This is a genomic window from Anaeromicropila herbilytica (genome assembly GCF_016591975.1).
Taxonomy (GTDB): Bacteria; Bacillota; Clostridia; order Lachnospirales; family Lachnospiraceae; genus Anaeromicropila; species Anaeromicropila herbilytica.
The window spans coordinates 829,649-846,769 of record NZ_AP024169.1; the positions used below are offsets into that span (position 1 = coordinate 829,649).

General features: G+C 31.9%; 17 protein-coding genes. 8 read left to right on the forward strand and 9 right to left on the reverse strand.

Going from position 1 to position 17,121, the window contains the following annotated elements; genetic code table 11:
* Positions 1 to 91: 91 nt before the first annotated feature.
* From bsdtb5_RS03480 to bsdtb5_RS03495, 4 genes are all read right to left on the reverse strand, one after another.
* Positions 92 to 3,865 (reverse strand): cellulase family glycosylhydrolase, encoded by a 3,774-nt coding sequence (locus tag bsdtb5_RS03480; RefSeq protein ID WP_271714666.1) that lies wholly within the window; start codon positions 3,863 to 3,865, stop codon positions 92 to 94.
* Positions 3,866 to 4,276: 411 nt separating this feature from the next.
* Complete coding sequence (locus bsdtb5_RS03485; RefSeq protein WP_271714667.1) at positions 4,277 to 4,891, reverse strand: cupin domain-containing protein; 615 nt, start codon at positions 4,889 to 4,891, stop codon at positions 4,277 to 4,279.
* Between the two features lie 215 nt (positions 4,892 to 5,106).
* Positions 5,107 to 5,676, reverse strand: a complete 570-nt coding sequence (locus bsdtb5_RS03490; RefSeq protein WP_271714668.1) for a hypothetical protein — start codon at positions 5,674 to 5,676, stop codon at positions 5,107 to 5,109.
* 91 nt (positions 5,677 to 5,767) lie between these two features.
* Positions 5,768 to 6,478 carry a serine/threonine protein kinase gene (locus bsdtb5_RS03495; RefSeq protein ID WP_271714669.1) on the reverse strand — a complete coding sequence of 237 codons (711 nt, stop codon included), beginning with the start codon at positions 6,476 to 6,478 and terminating at the stop codon, positions 5,768 to 5,770.
* Positions 6,479 to 7,276: 798 nt separating this feature from the next.
* On the opposite strand from bsdtb5_RS03495, the gene bsdtb5_RS03500 reads away from it, so the two are divergent.
* The 6 genes from bsdtb5_RS03500 to bsdtb5_RS03525 all read left to right on the forward strand — a co-directional run bounded on the left by bsdtb5_RS03500 (position 7,277) and on the right by bsdtb5_RS03525 (position 12,276).
* Positions 7,277 to 7,849 carry a class I SAM-dependent methyltransferase gene (locus tag bsdtb5_RS03500; protein ID WP_271714670.1) on the forward strand — a complete coding sequence of 191 codons (573 nt, stop codon included), beginning with the start codon at positions 7,277 to 7,279 and terminating at the stop codon, positions 7,847 to 7,849.
* Positions 7,850 to 7,856: 7 nt separating this feature from the next.
* Positions 7,857 to 8,378, forward strand: a complete 522-nt coding sequence (locus bsdtb5_RS03505; protein ID WP_271714671.1) for a VTT domain-containing protein — start codon at positions 7,857 to 7,859, stop codon at positions 8,376 to 8,378.
* Positions 8,379 to 8,381: 3 nt separating this feature from the next.
* On the forward strand, positions 8,382 to 9,068 hold the full coding sequence (locus bsdtb5_RS03510) for a response regulator transcription factor (protein ID WP_271714672.1): 687 nt from the start codon (positions 8,382 to 8,384) through the stop codon (positions 9,066 to 9,068).
* Positions 9,065 to 10,345 (forward strand): HAMP domain-containing sensor histidine kinase, encoded by a 1,281-nt coding sequence (locus bsdtb5_RS03515; RefSeq protein WP_271714673.1) that lies wholly within the window; start codon positions 9,065 to 9,067, stop codon positions 10,343 to 10,345. Before bsdtb5_RS03510 ends, bsdtb5_RS03515 begins: the two co-directional genes overlap by 4 nt.
* A 226-nt stretch (positions 10,346 to 10,571) precedes the next feature.
* On the forward strand, positions 10,572 to 11,009 hold the full coding sequence (locus tag bsdtb5_RS03520) for an Hsp20/alpha crystallin family protein (protein WP_271714674.1): 438 nt from the start codon (positions 10,572 to 10,574) through the stop codon (positions 11,007 to 11,009).
* A gap of 478 nt (positions 11,010 to 11,487) precedes the next feature.
* On the forward strand, positions 11,488 to 12,276 hold the full coding sequence (locus tag bsdtb5_RS03525; protein WP_271714675.1) for an arginase family protein: 789 nt from the start codon (positions 11,488 to 11,490) through the stop codon (positions 12,274 to 12,276).
* Between the two features lie 246 nt (positions 12,277 to 12,522).
* Here bsdtb5_RS03525 and bsdtb5_RS03530 read toward each other — a convergent pair whose 3' ends face one another.
* The gene (locus bsdtb5_RS03530) at positions 12,523 to 13,389 is read right to left on the reverse strand and encodes a hypothetical protein (RefSeq protein WP_271714676.1); all 867 of its coding nucleotides are present in this window, start codon (positions 13,387 to 13,389) and stop codon (positions 12,523 to 12,525) included.
* Positions 13,390 to 13,892: 503 nt separating this feature from the next.
* Between bsdtb5_RS03530 and bsdtb5_RS03535 the strand changes: the two genes are divergently transcribed.
* The gene (locus tag bsdtb5_RS03535; protein WP_271714677.1) at positions 13,893 to 14,753 is read left to right on the forward strand and encodes an EF-hand domain-containing protein; all 861 of its coding nucleotides are present in this window, start codon (positions 13,893 to 13,895) and stop codon (positions 14,751 to 14,753) included.
* Positions 14,754 to 15,152: 399 nt separating this feature from the next.
* Here bsdtb5_RS03535 and bsdtb5_RS03540 read toward each other — a convergent pair whose 3' ends face one another.
* Positions 15,153 to 15,329: an H-type small acid-soluble spore protein gene (locus bsdtb5_RS03540; protein ID WP_271714678.1), complete on the reverse strand. Its 177-nt coding sequence runs from the start codon at positions 15,327 to 15,329 to the stop codon at positions 15,153 to 15,155.
* Positions 15,330 to 15,529: 200 nt separating this feature from the next.
* On the opposite strand from bsdtb5_RS03540, the gene bsdtb5_RS03545 reads away from it, so the two are divergent.
* Positions 15,530 to 15,697: a hypothetical protein gene (locus bsdtb5_RS03545; protein ID WP_271714679.1), complete on the forward strand. Its 168-nt coding sequence runs from the start codon at positions 15,530 to 15,532 to the stop codon at positions 15,695 to 15,697.
* 216 nt (positions 15,698 to 15,913) lie between these two features.
* On the opposite strand, the gene bsdtb5_RS03550 is transcribed toward bsdtb5_RS03545, so the two are convergent.
* The 3 genes from bsdtb5_RS03550 to bsdtb5_RS03560 are packed head-to-tail and all read right to left on the reverse strand — an operon-like array spanning position 15,914 to position 17,046.
* Positions 15,914 to 16,261, reverse strand: coding sequence for a phage holin family protein (locus bsdtb5_RS03550; protein WP_271714680.1), 348 nt, complete (start codon positions 16,259 to 16,261; stop codon positions 15,914 to 15,916).
* A 34-nt stretch (positions 16,262 to 16,295) separates the two neighbouring features.
* Positions 16,296 to 16,610: a hypothetical protein gene (locus bsdtb5_RS03555; RefSeq protein WP_271714681.1), complete on the reverse strand. Its 315-nt coding sequence runs from the start codon at positions 16,608 to 16,610 to the stop codon at positions 16,296 to 16,298.
* Complete coding sequence (locus bsdtb5_RS03560; protein WP_271714682.1) at positions 16,600 to 17,046, reverse strand: SHOCT-like domain-containing protein; 447 nt, start codon at positions 17,044 to 17,046, stop codon at positions 16,600 to 16,602. The genes bsdtb5_RS03555 and bsdtb5_RS03560 overlap by 11 nt, the downstream gene beginning before the upstream one ends.
* Positions 17,047 to 17,121: the final 75 nt, after the last annotated feature.

Genomic DNA, 17,121 nt, shown 5'->3' on the forward strand with positions numbered 1-17,121 from the left:
TGCAGAATTAGAGATTAACTCAAAGCGATTGGATAGAAATATCCCCTATAGAGGAATAGATACCTATAGGGGATCATTATGATATTATTTTTTATTGTAATGTATATAATACAAATGCACTCTTATCACTATTTAAAGCAAGATATCCATTTGTACCTTCTGCAATTTTAGTACCTGCAGTTAAAGAACCCCATATGTTGCTAAGTCCGTTATTAGTATTAGAAGCAATTTCTACAGGACTTTGAGTAGATGAGTAATTAAGTACATAAGTATCATTAATTGTAATTTTCGTAAGCGTAGCTTTTATTGAACTGTTTGCAATTGTTGTAAAGAACCCCATATTTACCATGCCTTGCGCATTATTTGGATTGACTGTAATAGAATAATTCCCATCACCATTTAATACTGTATCTTTAGCTAAATTAGCATAATCTGAGGTAGTACATGTAAAACTTAAACTTGTTTCATTTGTTATGCCTGTAACGTTAAATTCGTATTTAATAGAGGAGATTGGTGTAGCAGTAGCGGATTTAGTAGTGTCTGTACAATAAAATACAAATGCACTTTTATCATTATTTAAAGCAAGATATCCATTTGTTCCTTCTGCTAATTTATCACCAGCAGCTAAACCACTCCATATATTTTTAAGTCCGTTATCATACTTTGTTCCAACCTTTAAAGTTGCTGCATAATCTAGCACATAAGAATTGTTTATTGTCACCTTAGATAAGGTAGCAGTAATGGCACTACCGGATACAGTTTCAAAATATCCCATATTCACCATGCCTTTGACATTGCTTGGGTTAACAGTTATAGAATAATTACCATCACTGTTTAATGCGATATCTTTGGACAAGTCAGTATAATCAGAAGTAGAGCACTTAAAAATTAAGCTTGTTTCATTAGTTACTCCTGATATTGCAAAATCATACTTGATAGACGAGATTGGAGTTGCAGTACCAGTAGGTTCAGTTGGTGTTACTGGAGGAGTTGGTACATCACTAGATCCTGCTACGATATCAGAAGTAGTAAAGGTAACTTCAATCGTATTTATATCTTGATAAGTACCAGTAAATGAATAGGAACCAGTACTACCGATTGTAGCTTCTTGTATCTTCTGAGCATTGGTAGCCCATTGATTTAAAATTGTAAAATCTAGTTGTCCTTTGTTATTAACCGCTTCTTCTGGAGCTGTTTGAGTTACCGTGCTGTTATCACTATTGAATTTCACAGAGTCAATTTTTATTTTAACATTTTTGAAAAGCGTAGTATCCGCATTACCACTCTGTACTTGCATATCTTTTAAATATAGAGAACCAATATTGGATAATAACTCCTTGGAACCAGTTAAGGAAAGCGTATAAGTACCACCTTCTGGAGCTAAAGTTACGCTCGCCGGACTCTTGATCGTGCTCCAACCCTTAGTTTCAAGAGCATATAGTCCAACTTTTACTTTTGTTGTTGGTTTTACATTAATCGTACAATATGTGGAATGTCCATTAACAGTTGCTGTAATAGTTGCTGTACCCAGGGCATAAGCTCTTACTACACCAGTATCTGATACGGTTGCGATTGTTTCATCACTTGAGGTCCATTGTACAATGTCTGTTGAATTAGCAGGAGTTATTGTCGTATGTAATGAAACTGGATCATCACCTACAGACATTGTGATATCAGTTTGGTCTAAAGTGATACTAGTTGCAGTACCTGCTGTAGAGTTGCCATTCATGGTATCCATGATAGCTTTAATGATTTCTGGTTGCGTAACTGCAGCTGTAGTACGGTCAAATAATCCAAAGCCATACTTACCATTATAACCATTATCCCATACAACAGGAATACATCCGTACTTCATACTGTTTTCAACAACTTTTTTAGCAAAGTATGCTCTATAGTAAGTATTGTTTGAATCAAAGGAAGTTTTATCAATGGAACCATATTCACCAATGATAACTGGATATCCTTTTGATGTAAATTTATCGTATAAGGATTTAAATTGGGCAGCCATTACACTTTGACCTGTGTGAGTGGAGGTTTTATTTATATCTGTTGCAGATTCACCCCATTGAGTGATTTCTCCAGTTTCGCCACCACAGAAGTCCCATGGTTCATAGTAATGAACAGATATCATGACTCTTTTCTCACCAGCTGGAACTTTATTTGATAAATAAGTATCAGTTGGAAGTTCAAATCCATAGTCACCTACGGTATATTTCACATTAGTATTCCAACCAGGAATTAAAACCCATCTCATACTGTTGTTTCCGCCACTTTGACGAATAGTATCTAAGAAGATTTGATTGTATTTGTTTATGTTCTTATAGTGTTCAAAATCTGGATCATTATAAGTATTATCAAACTCTTCATTCATAGATTCGAATATTAAGTGTTCATCATAATCTTTAAATTTGGTTGCGATTTGTTGCCATACAACCTTATATTTTGTTTGGATAGCTTCTTGATTGTCTTCGCCACAGTATAACCAGCCACCAACTACGGAGTAGTAGCCATCGCCATGGACGTTGATAATAGCATATAATCCATTATCCATACAATAATCAACAATTTGTTGTACTCTGTTTAACCATGCCTCATTAATTTTATAGTCTGGTCCTGGTCCGATTAAGTCGCAGTAAGAGACAGGAATTCTGATAGACTTGAATCCAGCATTTTTAACTGCTTTAATCAAGGATTCACTAATTACTGGGTTTCCCCAATTGGTTTCGTTAGGAATTCGATCTACAACGGATTCTAATTGGTTTCCTAGATTCCAACCTGCACCCATAGAAGATACAATTTGTGATTGATTTAAATCATTAAATACTGTATCTCTTGTATTAGAAGGTGCGGTATATGTAGGTGATGAAGAGGTATCAGTTCCAGAAAGTGAGATTTCTGTCGAATTACTTCCAGAACCAATGATTACCTTTATTGTTATTGTTCCAACAATAGTAGGTACAGCATCTTTTGTTGTTGCTTGTACTGTTGTGTTTTCAGAACCAGCAAAAAGAGTAAGGGCAAACTTAGTAGTACAATGTATTTTTAATGGAATACTTGCTTGAAGTGTAACATTTGGTGCAGTAATCTCTACTGGTAAGGCGTTTTTTGAAGAACCTGTAAGTATGATATTTGCTCCAGATGCTGTATTTAATGATGATATGATACCATTATTCTGTATTTTTAATTTTGCATTTTCTGTTAATAATTCAATAGAAACTGTTGAACTAGAGCTAACTACAATTCTTGAATCAAGATCATAAACACGAATCTTATTGTGGGACGCGTTTTCATTCCATGTATCTGATTTAATCTGTTTAATTTCAATGCTAGAAAATATACCATTGTTGGTGATGTCTGAATTCGGAGCATCAACGATAAGTTTTTTGCTGCTATAATCACCAGTTGGAATTACAAAGTTAAGTGTTTCTGTTGTATTAATTGTGATTATGGATACTCTGCTTCTAAGTAAAGAATCTAATTCCTTTTGAGTACTTGCAGTAGCAGACTTAGCAGCTTGTGTAACTGTAACCTTACAAGTTAGTTGATAACTACTCTTTGGTGTTTTTACTGTACATGTTATAATTGTGCTTCCTTTTGCTACGCCTGTAACAACTCCCCTTTGTGTTACGATAGCTATTTTTTTATTACTAGTTGTCCACTTATATGAAGAATTTTTCATTTTATTATTAACATTTAGAGCATATTTCTCCCCAGCTAAAATGCTAATCTTGGTGTGGTTGAGTGTTGGTTTAGTAGCTGCTTTAGATGTAGTGTGTGGTGTTACCACCATAGAAGATAATACTAGTGCAACAACTAAAATCAACGAAAGCAAAGAACGGTATAACTGATTGCTTTTTCTTTTCATTACATTTTCTCTCCTTTGTTATAAGTTATTAGTTAAATGATAATAAATTACCATTTTTATCTAGTTAGTTTAATGTATAAACTAATTAAATATAAACTTATTATATAGAATTTAGTGGAAAAGTCAATAAATATTGTTAAATATTATAAAAATAAAGATAATGAAAATAATAAATATGTATAATATTAACAAAACGTAATGCAAAAATATAACAAATTAATTAAATGTATACAAATATGAATGATTTAAATTAAAGGATATTTAAAAAGTTAACATATTTATTTATATAAAGTAATTGCTAATCTAAACGTAATATAGTATTTTTAAAATCAAAAACAGCTTTCTATAAAGAATATTTAGAAAGCTGTTTTATGATGAAATATTATATTTTAATGGTGCAAGCGCAATCTTTTATTTACTTTCTCTGGCATCTTCTTTGGTTTCGTGTACGGTACCATGAGGGTGTTGTGGTGGAGCATAAATAGAATATAATTTGAGTGGTATATCACCAGTGTTCGTTAAGTTATGCCATACACCTGCTGGTACAATAAATGCATCATCATCAGATACTTTTCTCATAAATGTCAATCGATCTTTTTGATTTCCCATCTGGACAATGCCTTCTCCTTCTTCAATTCGTATGAATTGTTCCGTCTTTGGATGAATCTCTAATCCGATATCATCTCCAACGTCAATGCTCATTAATGTTACTTGGAGATGGTTGCCAGTCCATAGAGCAGTTCGAAAAGTATCATTTTGTTTAGAAGCTTCATTAATATTTATTACAAGCGCGTCTGGGCCATAATCCATTAATTCCATATTTTCATTTTCATCATCTTGGGAGGTTTGATTCCTTTTATTTTGATCCATTTCATAAGGTGATAAATAGTGATTGGAATTATCTGAATCGTATCCAGAATTATTGCCATAGGATAAATAAGCTGTATCATAACTATAATTATTAGGATTATACATAGAAGGATCAAAGCTATATGGAGGTGTAGAACGTCTATAATCATTTTTCATAGTGTTTATTCCTTTCAGAGTCTTACACAACTATAATATGATTTGGTATCTTTTTATGTGATTTGTTTAGAATTTTTTATATAAATAGCTAATGACATAAGTGAGATTAAAAAACGCTCAATCAGACATTGTGTCCACATGAGCGTTGTAATTATAATTTTGTAAAGTGATTTGATGATAAACTAGTATATATTGTACTTTAGGTACTTTGTTTACTATTTCGTCTGTTCAAATATATCTTGAATCAAGCGTTCATAATTTTCCTTTTGTGTATGTTCATTATTCTTATAGATATTGCTAGAAGTAATGATATTGTTAAGTGTTATAGCATCTAATGAATTCATTTGTTGATACTTATTGTGATCATATAAATATCTAAGTATTTTACCTATTTCTAAAAGACTCTCGTAATGTGTACCATTTGAGAATCCATGGACTTTTGTGGAATTTTTATTATATTGAATAAAGAATAGGGATTTAGCGAGCCAGCCTTTATTTGCACTGCCCATATTTGTGGTCTTGGATAAGACATAATTCAGGTATTCTGTAAACTCAGTAAAACCACCGGTATGGGTTTTGATTCCTACGATAGGATACCAGAGCCCTTCTATTTTACCATCATAAGTACCTGAGGAACGGTAAAAAGCTAAAGTTACTTTTTCAAAGCCATCAGAATATCTTACTTTTACATCGATTAAACCGATTACGCGAAAATGTTTTGTAGTATACAAATTAACTCGTAGACTTTTAGGATAGATTTTTAGTATTTGAATGGAGTTTGGCATTGAGGATACCTCCTTTGATGTTATATTATACTATTTAGGAATAAACCATGTGACTACAAGGTTGCCCTAATAATCACATGGTTTATCTTTCTTAGATTGTATTTTTAATTAGAGTTAATTGTCTTTTAATTTCATCTAGGTTATGATAATGACCTTCGATGCCCATAAGTTTTTTGAGAAATTTTCTTTCAGCCATATTCAGATCAAGCTCTTCAAACCAAGGCCTTTCAACTGAATTGGTTTCTGTAAAAGAAGAGTAATGTAAATGGATTAGGAAATCAGCTAGATACCAGTAATCCATCTCCTTTACATATTTCTTGTTATCGATATATCTAGCTAAACCAAAATCGATGAGAGCCAAGTCATTATTTTCTCGAACAATAACATTGGGAAGTCTGATATCGCGGTGGACAATATTTTGACTTTGTAAGATCTCAATGAATTCTAAAAGTTGACTTGCAATATGGTATATTTCGGTTTTACTAAAATGGTACCCTCTTCTGACGATATCTTCAAATACAATTCCATTCATATATTCTAGGATATAGCCTTCTCTATACTTGTCGTGAAAAGTTGCTATAAATTTAGGAAATTGGGGATAGTTTAGGTTTCTTAAGATTTGTTCTTCATAAAATAATTTTTGTCTAGTTTCTTCCAGCATATCATTCTTAAGTTGTTTTATAACACATTTTTCTTTCTTATCATTGATAGCCAAGTAAACAATACCATATCTTCCTTCACCAAGTATTTTAAGTATAGAATATCCATGAATGATTTCTCTTAACTTATAATACTGATCCATATCCTAATCTCCAAAGCAAATATTTATAGTAATCTATTGCAGTCAAAATGACTAGCAAGAAGATTTACTATAACATTTACTATAAGATTGGCTATATGATTTGCTGTGAGAACTATCTGATTTCTTCTTTTGACAATGCTCAGGACGAGAAGGTTCACTATAGTAGTGGCTATAGGATCTGCTGTGGGAAGTATCTGATTTGCTATTTGAATAGCTGTTAGAGTAACTGTTAGAGTAGCTGTTTGACTTGCTATTTGAGTAACTGTTGGAGTAGCTGTTAGAGTAACTATTTGAGTCACTATGTGATTTACTATTTGAGTAACTGTTGGAATAGCTGTTAGAAAAACTATTTGAATTACTGTTAGAGTTACTGTTGGAATAGCTGTTAGAGTAACTATTTGAATTACTGTTAGAGTTACTGTTTGAGTAACTATTAGAATAACTATTTGAGTTGCTCTTTGAGCTAGTAGCGCTATTTGAAATAGTTGAAATGCTAGAAATAGAACTTAATTTGTAATAATTATGACCTTTATGAGACATATAACCCATACAAAACACCTCACTATGATTTTTTAAGCATAATTTATTTAAATAATTTATACTTAGTATATAATATGACAAATTTCGACATATGTTACTGCTTATTGATAAAAATGTAAGATGAATCTCTGAAAACCTAAAGAAAACTTTATGTTTTTCATGGAACTCTCTTTATATTCGACATTTATAATGGGTGCAGAGTAAAGCATCCATGAGCATGCTTTTACAAAATTGATTTATCGGGAGGAGTCAGGAAGTATGCTGAATTTTTTAATACAGTTTTTGAAAAGTCCAAGGAGTATTGGTGCGATTGCACCAAGTGGAAAATTCCTTGCAAGAAAGATGATGGAGCCAATAAGATTTGATAACGCAAAAGGTATAGTTGAATTTGGGCCAGGAACAGGTTCCTTTACAAGAGAAATCGTCAGACAGAAAAGTAGGGACTCTGTATTGATTTTAATAGAAAATAATCGATTTTTTTGTCAACAACTAAAAGAAAAGTATAAAAATTGTCAGGGAGTGTATGTTATTTACGGAAATGCGGAAAATGTAAATGAGTATCTAAAAAAATATGGGTTCGATACAGCAGATTATATTATTTCGGGTTTGCCTTTTACATCGCTACCAGTAAAGGTTTCGGAGAACATTCTAACATCTACTCAAAAAGCGATAGGAAAGAACGGCCAGTTTATAACCTTTCAATATAGCTTGGCTAAAAAGAAGTTTTTTAAATGCTATTTTAACATAACAGAGTGCCTTTTTGAACTACGTAATCTTCCACCAGCATATGTGCTTGTCATGAAGTCAAGCCTTGATAAAGAAGGGATTTAAGTAATTTATGAGATTAATATATTTTATATGTTGTATATGCCGTCCAATCTGCATACCTATACCAGAGGCGTTATTGGTATTGTGGGGCAATCAGTATATGAACACCAATGTTTCATTTGTTGTTGGCGTAATGGGTTCTGTAATTGGTATAACATTGATGTATATGATATCTACACGAGCATCCAATTGGATCATTCAAAAGTTTAAATGTGAAAAAAGCTTAAATTCATTTTATGAATTAATAGAAAATTATGAGATAAAGATTATTGGGATTTTATTTATTATACCTATATTTCCCGATGCAATCATTAGCATTGGTGCTTCTTTAATGAAAATTAAATTGTCATGGTTCGTGATAATTGCTATAATATCAAAAATAATTTCAATAGGAATGATTGTGTATGCGAAGCAGATTGGCCAGATCGTTTCTATGGGGAGATGGCAGATTATCCTTATTGAGTTATTTATAGTTAATATCATTTCATGTTTATTCAAGCTATGTAATAGGAGTAAAGGGAAGGCGAGGTAAGATATGTTAGATGATTACATTCTGATTGTGGATGATGACAGAGATATTCGTAATTTACTTGGTATTTATCTGGAAAATGAGGGGTATAAATTTATCAAATGTGATAATGCAAACACAGCATTAGAAGTACTCAAAGAGTATAGAGTAGCACTTATATTATTGGATGTTATGATGCCTGGAATGGACGGGATTGAAGCATGCATGAGAATAAGACAAAGTGGGAAGATGCCAATTATTTTTATGTCAGCAAAAGTAGAAGATATGGATATTGTTCAGGGTCTCATGGCAGGAGGAGATGACTATATTACAAAACCTTTTAATCCTATACAACTAATTTCAAGGGTGAAAGCACAGTTAAGGAGATATAAGCAGTACAATGGGAATGATTTCTCAGAGAATATGTTACAGTATGAAGATTTAATTCTAAATACGAATACGAAACAAACATGGGTGAATGGCAAAGAAATCAGACTTACATCGAAGGAATATGAGATTTTGGAGTTATTATTAAGAAATAAAGGAAATGTTCTTTCGATTCCTCAAATATACGAAAACGTATGGAGAGAGGAATTTTGTCATTCTGAAAATACAGTGATGATGCATATTGCGAATCTTAGAAATAAACTTAAAAATGATGAAGAAAGCGATAGCTATATTAAGAACGTATGGGGACGAGGTTATAAAATATGAGAATAAAGAATCCGATTAATGTAATAGGTGGCTGTATTGTAGGCTTTATTATAGGGAGTCTATTACTTACTGAGGGCAATTTTATCGCTGGGTATATGATTAATTCGAATATTCTTTGGTTATCGAAGCTCATTCATACACTTTCTATTGGTATTGCAATTGTGGCATTTATATTCATTTTAAAACGATTTATTTGTATAAAAAGTCAAAAACTTATTGTGTATTATTTATTATCTATTCTGATTTCAGCGGCAGCGGTTGTGGCTTCGCTTTATCTGTTTTTCATGGTAGCAGCCAAATGGATACAGGCTGCTGCATTATCTGATTTCTTTCAAAGTAAATTGGGAATTTTTCTTGGATATAATAGTTTCTTTATCTTCTTTATTTTTCTTATTGCCATATTTGCTGGTGTTTTTTCGTTCCTTACAAAACGAAAGGTAAAATATATTCAATATATATCACAGGAAGTCAAAAAAATTGAAAAAGAAGGATTTGGAAGGACCATTAAAGTAATTGGTAATGATGAACTTGCTGACCTTTGCGTCAGCATTAATCATATGTCAGAAGAATTGCTCGAAAAAGAAAAGCATGAAAAGGAATTAGAAGAAAAGAAGAATGAGTTGATTACTAATGTCTCCCATGATTTACGAAGTCCTTTAACATCTATAATGGGATATGTGAATCTTATGAAGAAAGATGGAATAGAGGATTCAGAAAAATTCCATGAATATATTGCTGTAGTAGATCGAAGATTGCAGGGACTAAATGTACTAATTAATGAATTATTTGAATTAACAAAACTGAATGGCGTTGATGTAAAGTTAGACTATGAAAATATTGATATCATTGCAATGCTAAACCATTTAACGGATGAAAATGCAATTTTATATCAACAGCATGGATTAATATTGGAGAAGAAAATTGAACAAGCAGAGTATTATATGGATCTGGATTCAGAAAAAATAGCACGTGCGATACAAAATCTTTTTGATAATGCTAGAAAATATGCGAAAGAGAATACAAGAATAACGATAGATACCTCTGTTAAGAAAAACATATTATATATCAAAATGACGAATCAGGTAAAAGATAAGAATATAATTCAGGTTGAAAATCTGTTTGAGCGATTTTACAAGGGAGATCTATCACGGAGTGATACAGAAAGTTCAGGTTTGGGATTGGCAATTGTAAATAGAATTGTAGAATTACATGGTGGAGTTATTTCAGCCAATATGGTAGATGACTTTATTACTTTTGAGATTCGATTCGAGCTGTAATGGCGTACAAAGAATATTGTAAATATTATTCAATGAATAATGTTAGAGATATAGAAGAGTAAAAGTGCTATGAAGTAATAAATAATAAAATAAAAATAAAATTAGCACTCACGTCTTGACAGTGCTAATAATTTGTTATATAACATATATAACAGAACGAGATGAAAGTTATATGAGTCCTGTTCAAGAAACTATTAAATAAATTTATTGTATAGGAGGAATTGTTATGTTGATGCCAAGCATTTTTAATGATCACTTTGTAGAAAATTTATTTGATGACATGTTCACCACGCCATTTATGAATGGAAAATCACCTTTTGGGAAAGTCGGTATGAATACAGATGTCCAAGAATTTGGTGACAGATATCAATTAGATATTGAGCTCCCTGGATATGAGAAAGAGGATATTCAAGCAGAATTAAAAGATGGATATCTCACCATAAAGGCAAGCCATTCAGGCAAGGTGGAACAAAATGATAACAAAGGAAACTTTATTCGAAGAGAACGATACATGGGACAGAGTCAAAGAAGCTTCTATGTCGGAAAGAATATGAAACAAGAGGATATTAAAGCAAGTTTTGAAAATGGAGTCCTTAAGCTAATCGTTCCAAAGAGAGCAGAATTGCCAGCGGAAGAAAAGCAATATATTCGAATTGAAGGATAAATATATAATGCCCGACAAATGACCTACTTTCGAGGTAGTCTAGGCGATTTGTACAAAACAGAAAAACTCATGCTTCATTGAATATGTATAAGAAGTTCTAGTTCTCAGATCATAGTGTGAAAAAAGAAAATTTTCACACCCCTTGATTGTTACATCGCCATAGGCGATAGAGGGGAGCTTTTGTGTAAAACATATGCTAGGACAGATAACTCGCTTCGCTCAGACAGATCTGTCCTAGCATATAACACGAAATGATTCGAGAACAAGATCTTCTAATACATATTCAAAGGCGCATTAGCTTTTCTGTTTTGTACAAATCACCAGGCTAGATTTTGAAACAGGTCATATGTCGGACAACTTATAGAATGAAAGAAATAAAATCAGAAGGAGTGAACTCAAGGAAACTATGAGTCACTCTTTCTGATTATTACTTATTATGCATATATTAATAGACTAATGAAAGGCATAGGACGGAATATTGATAGAAAATGAGATTGTAGTAATGAATTTTTCAGGTGTGTATGAGAGTGAAGAATTTTATAAACATATAGATACTAAGTGGATTGATTGCAGGAATATAAGGGGAACATATGGATATAGTGATGTAGAAGCAATAATGAAATTAAAGACAGTAATTACTCCTTATTCGCCAGAAGGAATTCATTTTATTGATTCAGGAAATTACCATTATGTAAGTAAGTTATGGACGGATAAGATTACATATCCTTTTTCTCTCATAGTATTCGATCATCATCCGGATATGCAACCGTCTCTATTTGAGAATCTTATGTCTTGTGGATGTTGGGTGAAAAGTGCACTAGATACTAATCCATATTTAAAAAAAGTGATATTAATGGGAGTAGACGATGGACTTTTAGATATCGTAGATGATAAATATAAAGACCGAGTTATTGTACATAGTGAAAAGGATTTAGAAAATGAAGAAGCCTGGGTGGAGATATCCGAAGGACATCTAAATGAGCCTATTTATATCTCTATAGATAAGGATGTGTTGAATGAGGAAGCAGCTGTAACGGATTGGAATCAAGGAAATCTTACATTAGATGAATTAGAATTATTACTTGATATTATAATGGAAAAAGAAAATGTGATAGGAGTAGATATATGCGGAGAATGTCCTAATACCTTAAGAAAAGCTATTAATTTTCAAAGTAGAAGAATTAATGATAGGACAAATGCAGAATTGATGCAGATCTTATTCGATTTATTTAATAGAAAGAAGAAAAGAATGCTAATGGAATGTTAATTAGCAAAATTATTGGAACTTCGCAACCACCTAGATTATATTCGAGGGTCGAAAGCCTTTCTCAATTTGAATTGTGTATATTGATGTATAATTATTAATTTTGGCGTAGTCCGGCCGAAAGTTTCGTTTATATTTTGTTTTGTAAACTTTTTGAGGGTAAGGTAGCCCAAATTCATAATTATACAGCGATATACACTCAATACACTAAAATAAGGCTTTTGATTCTTGAATTATGTATTTAAAATTCTATTTTTTTCGCATAAAGATACATGTTGCAATGATCCCAACAATTGATATTACCATCAATGCTAATCCACCATATAAAAAGGCAATTCCGCTACTACTAGAAGCAATGCATAGGAACATACCAAATACGATTCCGAAGATACCTATTTTGATATAATTCTTTTTATCATGATGTTCTATACCTTCTCTAACTTCTTGTACGAAAGCTTGCTCTTGTCCAATGGAGTTTTCTTCCACTACAATATCATTACCATTTGCGTAGTGCTTAATTTGTTCCATTGCATTTAAAAAAGGATAAAATTTATTTTTATCAGAAGTCATTACCGTTTTAATACGTTTTCCATTTACATCATTGATATCCACTCCGATGTCAGTTCCGAGACCATTCTGGGTAAAGTAATGAACATCAAATTCACCAAGATTATCGCCACGTAGAATGCGTACAAGTGGTCCACTTGTATATATACTATAGAACAGTACGAAAGTTTTACCTACGCGTATGTTACTATTGTCGATAATGTATTCTCCGAAAGCTGGATTAGAGATATCTTGATCAAATGTATCAAAGGTTTCGTCTGCTTTTAGGTTTTTCTGTATTTCTTGCAAGCATTTGTTGATTTCTTTTTCTTTTATTGGGCTGTTTAGTCTTAGATATTTTATGAAAAATATCAGTGCCATCAGTGCCATAATACCGGATAACATATTTCCTACAAAAGCAGCTCTTTTATCTAAGGATGGTATTCCAAAGTAAGCCACAACTGCAACTACAATTAATACAATTACATTAATAAGTGTTCTTTTAGAGGTAGAAGATTTAAATTTATTATTTTCTTCTAAAATAGTGTCTAAATATCTTGATCTGTTCATTTTATACCCTTACCTTTCTGTTTTGATGGCCATTTCTACATGATAGGCCAAAAGCAGTCATTATAACCCCTTTTCTTCCACTTTTTAGTATATATAATGTGCAAAAAATGTCAAGCATGAATCTAACTTAGTAAATCCGTTAAAGGTATAAATAAAATTAGCACGAATCACATGTATATTACAATGTATTCCTATTTTGCCCTAAAATGTGAAAAGTGTGTGAGTATTCTGTGAACTGTATAATAATACAAAATGATATACCGATAATCAATTCAGGAGATTAGATAGAGAAATATTAAACCATCATGATAACAAGTGATTGCTTAAGAAGAGGGAGTAATAAATTAACATGAATAACATTCCACTCTCGATAATTCACAAGCTATACATAAGATATTCACATTATAATCACAAGGTAAATATATCATTGATGTAGATATTATCTTTCTAGGACAAGGAAGTCAAAAAAATATAAAAATATAAAATAGAAAAGGAGACGAATTATGATTCAATCAATTAATTCCAATTCAAGTTATTTGACTCTGCATTCAAATAACAAACTACTTAAAAAGTTGGCTGAGGAATCAAATACTCAGACAAAAGTTACTTCCTTGGACGAAACAGCATTAAACGGGACAGAATCAGAGGATAGTAATAATGTCACAAGTACTGGTAAAGCTACTTTATCCATGGGAGACCTAATGGGGATGTTACATCATTATATGAAACCAAAGATGGCTGCATCAACATCTAGTGATGAAGATACAGAGGCAGCGGACGATACTTCTACGACAGAAGAAACTGAGGCTACTTTACTTGATCAATCACAAGAGACTGGAAAAAGTCAAACTACAACAAATAGTACTTTAGGTAGTATTGATGCTGATGGAGATGGTACAATATCCGAAGATGAATACAACAAATTGATTTCACAATTGGGAATTAAGGATGCGCTTAGTGCCAAAGACTTCTTTTCAGAGTTTGATACCGATGGAGATGGAGAAATTACATCTACAGAAATGGATGCTAAGAGACCTATGGGACCTCCTCCACAAAAACTAGAAACACAAGTTAGCAATATAGATACTGATGGAGATGGTACTATATCCACCGATGAATATGAGTCATTATTATCACAACTTAATGTAAGCAATGCTCTTAGTTCTGAGGATTTTTTCAAAGAATACGATACCAATTCAGATGGAGAGATTAGTTTGGATGAAATCGAATCGGCACAAAGTAATTTGAATCAAAATCAATCTAAAAACTATGGAAAGTTAGCAGCAAATACATTAAATGCATACGAGAATAATTATGAGTATACATTTGGTTCAGAAAGTACCAACACAAGCAATATCGCATAAGGTAATCTTAAATTAATAAAAAAATATTTCATAATTAAATATAGTTAGAAAATAAAAAGGACTGATTCTAGTGTAAATAGAATTCAGTCCTTTTTTCAAATACGCTAAAGTACTATTATTAACTGGTTAGTGTGTTAAAAGTCATTCTCAACATAAACTGTGTATATTGATGTATAATTATCAATTTTGGCGTAGTCCGGCTGAAAGTAACGCTTATATTTTGTCAAGACTCAAAGGAAAAATAGGAACGTGAGTGAGTATTTTTCCTTGTTATGAGGCTTGTAAAAAATATGTTACTTGAAGGAAAGGTAGCAAAAATTAATAATTATACAGCGATATACACTCAGTAAACTAAAATAAGGCTTTTGACCCTCGAATTATAATTACTAATTTAATTAATTATTCTGATAGACTTGTTAAAGATACTTCTTGCATATTTTTTGGTTGGTCGATTGGATATACAGTTGCAGTGCCTTTTTCATCATTTATACTATTGATATAAATAGGTGCGCCATTATAAGTAACATTTATCATACCAGTAGAGGAGATGATTTCATGTGCACGTTCTTTGTCCATGTTGTTTCCTTCCTTTCATTTTTCATTCTTTATAGTTTTTACTAAATATAATAAAATATTCTGATTTCTGTTAAAGTAATTAAGCTTGTATTATGTAATTAATTTATGATAATATATATCGTGTTAAAATCGACCAAGCAAATGAATGAGAAGTAATAGTTTAAATAAATAAATAAGTTGCTAAATCAGGAGGAATAAGAGTGAAGTGCTTAATATTACAAAATCAAGAAATAACAGAAGAGGAATGTAAGACTATTATTGGTGAAACTTATAAAGATAAGAATGGCAGAGAATTACCCAAAAAGGTGAAAAGAATTATAGGCTGGAAAGGGATATGCAAATCTTGTAGGAATCATAAAACTCTCTAATATTAGCATAAACATTAGAGTTGAGACTATATTTATAAAATATTTAAGATTAATAAAAAAGAATCATTCAAGGTCAGATGAAGCGCTCTCATGCCTTCCAAATAAGAACGTTTCCGTCTGACTGTGTTATGAATGATTCTTTTTTGTGTAATTTTATTCAAACTTTGCAGTTTAAAAATCTATATAATAATTGATAAATTGAGACGAAATAGTATATTAATTCTCTTTCTTCTTCATATCTCGTAACATATGATGAAGAATCGAAATTATAAATGCAGCGATGAGTGAATTCATGAAACCGCCCATCTGGACACCAGATACAAAGGCATCGGATATCATAATCGTCCAGGCATTTATAACAAAGGTAAATAACCCTAACGTTAGGATACTAATTGGGAAGGTTAATAGCAATAGGAGTGGCTTAATTAAGAGATTTACAAGGAGTAAAACGAAGCCCATTCCTAATAAAGCAGCAGTGCTATCGATATGAATAGTATCAATCACCTGAGATAATAGGTATATAGTTATAATAATTGAGATATATTTTAGAAAAAGTTTTGTCATGTTAATTACCATGCCTTTCATTATTGGATATAATTTATCTAATTTTGATTGATACTTTTACCTTATCAACTTCAACATCAACAAGATTATAAGGTCCTTCTTCGGTTAACGAATCAATTAATTTGGCTGTCATTTGTAAAAGCTCTTTACCCACGAGCAAATTAACCGAAGATGTATGAGATCTTATAGCTTGGTTTCTAGTGAAGAAACATAATAATTTGATTAAGTCTAAGGTTCCATCCAATAATTCCTCAAGCATATACATGGGTATAGGAATGTTAAATCTAATGGTTCTGGCTTTTTCTACATGAACTTTTAACCATATGATGTGGAAGCCTCTAATCGACATAGATTTTAACCTTAACCATTGTATTATGTTCATCATCCCAAGCTTCAACATCTACGATATTTGGGTCATCTAAGGTACCACTTAGAATGTCTTCAATAATCTTACCAAAATCAATACTTGTTAAGTCAACGCCTTTTGCTTCCATCTCTTTACGTGCATCGTTAGGGATGACAGTAATAATTTTACCTGTCATTTCTCCGATTGTTGTAAGAAGACGAATTGGAACGTTAACATTAACATTTACACTATTGTTGTCAGCGGTAACTTTAATTTTTAGGTATTTATAGCTGCGTTTATTAGAATGTTGTATTACTTCTATACTATGCACTGGTTCAATTTCTTTAGAACCTTTTAGAGCCTCTAAAAGCTCCATTCCTTCTGCAGCAGTAATTTGCCCATTTTGAATCATCTCTAAAATTTTAAGTTGTTCGTTCATATTCTAACCATCCTTTCTTATTATAAAACACATTAATGATGGGGGTTAAAGCCTTTTGCCCTCAACGTCTATTTC

Excerpts from the sequence above, each read along its gene's own strand:
- bsdtb5_RS03520 (WP_271714674.1), top strand. The coding sequence starts at position 10,572 with ATGTTGATGCCAAGCATTTTTAATGATCACTTTGTAGAAAATTTATTT.
- bsdtb5_RS03530 (WP_271714676.1), bottom strand. The coding sequence starts at position 13,389 with ATGAACAGATCAAGATATTTAGACACTATTTTAGAAGAAAATAATAAA.
- bsdtb5_RS03555 (WP_271714681.1), bottom strand. The coding sequence starts at position 16,610 with ATGTCGATTAGAGGCTTCCACATCATATGGTTAAAAGTTCATGTAGAA.
- bsdtb5_RS03510 (WP_271714672.1), top strand. The coding sequence starts at position 8,382 with ATGTTAGATGATTACATTCTGATTGTGGATGATGACAGAGATATTCGT.
- bsdtb5_RS03535 (WP_271714677.1), top strand. The coding sequence starts at position 13,893 with ATGATTCAATCAATTAATTCCAATTCAAGTTATTTGACTCTGCATTCA.
- bsdtb5_RS03560 (WP_271714682.1), bottom strand. The coding sequence starts at position 17,046 with ATGAACGAACAACTTAAAATTTTAGAGATGATTCAAAATGGGCAAATT.
- bsdtb5_RS03540 (WP_271714678.1), bottom strand. The coding sequence starts at position 15,329 with ATGGACAAAGAACGTGCACATGAAATCATCTCCTCTACTGGTATGATA.
- bsdtb5_RS03485 (WP_271714667.1), bottom strand. The coding sequence starts at position 4,891 with ATGAAAAATGATTATAGACGTTCTACACCTCCATATAGCTTTGATCCT.
- bsdtb5_RS03515 (WP_271714673.1), top strand. The coding sequence starts at position 9,065 with ATGAGAATAAAGAATCCGATTAATGTAATAGGTGGCTGTATTGTAGGC.
- bsdtb5_RS03505 (WP_271714671.1), top strand. The coding sequence starts at position 7,857 with ATGAGATTAATATATTTTATATGTTGTATATGCCGTCCAATCTGCATA.
- bsdtb5_RS03480 (WP_271714666.1), bottom strand. The coding sequence starts at position 3,865 with ATGAAAAGAAAAAGCAATCAGTTATACCGTTCTTTGCTTTCGTTGATT.
- bsdtb5_RS03490 (WP_271714668.1), bottom strand. The coding sequence starts at position 5,676 with ATGCCAAACTCCATTCAAATACTAAAAATCTATCCTAAAAGTCTACGA.
- bsdtb5_RS03500 (WP_271714670.1), top strand. The coding sequence starts at position 7,277 with ATGCTGAATTTTTTAATACAGTTTTTGAAAAGTCCAAGGAGTATTGGT.
- bsdtb5_RS03495 (WP_271714669.1), bottom strand. The coding sequence starts at position 6,478 with ATGGATCAGTATTATAAGTTAAGAGAAATCATTCATGGATATTCTATA.
- bsdtb5_RS03550 (WP_271714680.1), bottom strand. The coding sequence starts at position 16,261 with ATGACAAAACTTTTTCTAAAATATATCTCAATTATTATAACTATATAC.